Raw genomic sequence first — 2,229 nt, 5'->3', positions numbered from 1 at the left:
GCGGGTTCAGCCCGTAGAGGGTGTCCTGGCCAAACGTGCTGACGGGATCCGTCTCGTTGCCCGCGGGCGCCTCCACGCCGCCGCCCACGTTGGCGTACAGGCTGTGCGCGTCCGTCATCCGCCACACCAGGCCCAGCTTGGGCGACAGGCGCGTAAAGCTCCGCCGGTCGCTCAGCCGCGGCTCCAGCACGTCCACCACGTCGTAGGTGATGTCGTCCCAGCGCGCACCCAGCACCACCTCCAGCCGCTCGCCCAGCGACAGCTGCTCCTGTGCGTAGACCCCCAGGTTGCTCGTGTTCTCCTCCTGGTGCGAGCGCAGCTCCTCCCCCTGCTCGCCCTCGCCCGTGAGGGAGTAGAAGATGCCGGCGCCGCTCTGCCGCGCGTGGTCCACCCCGAACGACAGGCCGCCGGCCACGCCGGGCGCCACGGCGTGCTCCCAGCGCGCGCCCAGGCTGCCGCCCACGTGGTCGCGGTCAAAGTCGCGGTACGTGCCGCGCTCGCTGCGGACGAGATGCTTGGGCTGGGCGAAGAGCATCCCCTGCACGGTCAGCCCGTCCGCCGCGCGGTGCTCCGCCTGCAGGGAGACGCGCGCCACGCGGTTGTGCCGCCGCTCGCGGCGCTGCGCGTACGTGGCGTTGGCCTGCCGCGGATCGGCCTCCAGCGCGTCCAGCGTGAGCGGACCGGGAATGCCGAAGCGGTTGTCGGCCGCCACGGCGTGCAGCCGCACCTCCGTGCGCCCGCCGAGGGGCGCCACGAGCCCCGCGTTCACCAGCGTGCGCTCGCCGGCGGAGTTGGCGCGCCAGCCGTCCTGCTCCGTCCGCGTGAGCGACAGGTACGTCCGCGCGGCACCCACCGTCTGCCCGCCGCGCACCACCTGCCTCGTCAGCCCGAATCCGCCGAGCTGCTCCTGCGCCTGGATGAACGGCCGGTCGAACGCGGGCACGGACGAAAAGCTGATGACACCGCCCGCCGCGTTGCCCCACAGGGCCGACCCGTTGGACCGCACGACCTCCATCTCCTCCACCGCCGCCAGGTCCACCAGGTCCAGCGCCGTGCGGCCGTCCGGCTCCGTCTCGGGCACGCCGTCCTGCAGGATGCGGATGCCGCGCGTGGTGCCCGCGTTGGACCGATCGCCCGCGCCTCGCGCGCCAAAGCCGCGGATGACGATGCGCACGTCGCCGCCGCCCGTCCGCGACTGCGCCAGCACGCCGGGCACGCCCCGCAGCGCCTGGTCCACGCGGTTGCCCACGCGGTCGCGCAGCGCCTCGCGGCCCACGACGGTCACGGCCAGCGGCACGTCCAATATGCGCGCCGGCACCCGCGTGGCCGTCACGGTCACCTCCGGCAGCAGCACGGTGTCGGCGCGCGCGGCCGTGTCGGGCTCCTGGGCCTGGAGCGGCGCGGCGGCAAGGGGGATCAGCAGCAGGGGGATGGAGCGCATCGGCACTGATTCATCGGACGTGAGGGGTGAAGCGGATGGGGGGTCCGTCCTGCATCCACCCGTGGGGCCGTCGTTCCGTTGGAACCGATCCTGCCACGGGGGTCCGGCTCCTGGAACGGAACAGAGATAACGAGGGAGGCGAGCCATGGCCATTGGACTGCAGGAGATGCACCCCGCGACGGTGCACTTTCCCATCGCGCTGCTGCCCCTGTCGCTGGCCGCGGACGCGCTGGGCCGGGTAACGGGCGACTACGCGCTGCTGGAGATGGGGCGCCGCACCATGCCCCTGGCCGCGGCGGGCGCCGTGACGGCGGCGGCGTTCGGCCTCATCGCGCAGGAGGCCGTGCACGCCGAGGGGCAGGCGCACGACCTGCTCGTGACGCACCGCACGCTCAACGCGGGGCTCGTGGGCATCACGACGGCCATGGCCATCCGGCGGATGCGCACGCACCGGCCCGGGGTGGGCTACCTGCTCACGGGCTTGGCCGCGCTGGGAGCGATGGGCTACAGCGCCTGGATCGGCGGGCGGATGGCGTACGAGCACGGGCTGGGGGTAAAGCTGGCCGGCGGGCTGAACGAGGCGCGCGGCCCGGAGGTCACGCTGGAGAACGTGGGCGAGGCCGCGCGCGTGGCCGCCGGCAACCTGGGCCGCGCCGTGAAGGGTGCCGCGGGCGAGATGGCGCGCGGCGAGCTGGTGCCCGTGCTCACGCGCCCCGAAAAGGCGTTCGACGAGCCCGAGATCCACGCCGTCCCACCGCGGTGGTAGGGCGGGCGGAATGGCGTCGCCA

At 74.0% G+C, this 2,229-nt stretch carries 2 protein-coding genes; one reads left to right on the top strand and one right to left on the bottom strand.

Features of this window, described 5'->3' with window-relative positions:
* Positions 1 to 1,441, bottom strand: a 1,441-nt coding sequence (locus VFZ20_RS02830) for a TonB-dependent receptor (RefSeq protein WP_329682307.1), incomplete at its 3' end; no start/stop codon positions are given.
* Positions 1,442 to 1,586: 145 nt separating this feature from the next.
* Between VFZ20_RS02830 and VFZ20_RS02825 the strand changes: the two genes are divergently transcribed.
* Positions 1,587 to 2,207, top strand: a complete 621-nt coding sequence (locus VFZ20_RS02825; RefSeq protein ID WP_329682306.1) for a DUF2231 domain-containing protein — start codon at positions 1,587 to 1,589, stop codon at positions 2,205 to 2,207.
* Positions 2,208 to 2,229 lie beyond the last annotated feature (22 nt).

It is taken from the genome of Longimicrobium sp. (assembly GCF_036280135.1).
Classification (GTDB): Bacteria; Gemmatimonadota; Gemmatimonadetes; order Longimicrobiales; family Longimicrobiaceae; genus Longimicrobium.
The sequence above is the reverse complement of the archived record's forward strand: the minus strand, read 5'-3'. Positions and strand labels throughout refer to the sequence as shown.

Coding starts and splice junctions, on each gene's coding strand:
- VFZ20_RS02825 (WP_329682306.1), top strand. CDS start 1,587: ATGGCCATTGGACTGCAGGAGATGCACCCCGCGACGGTGCACTTTCCC.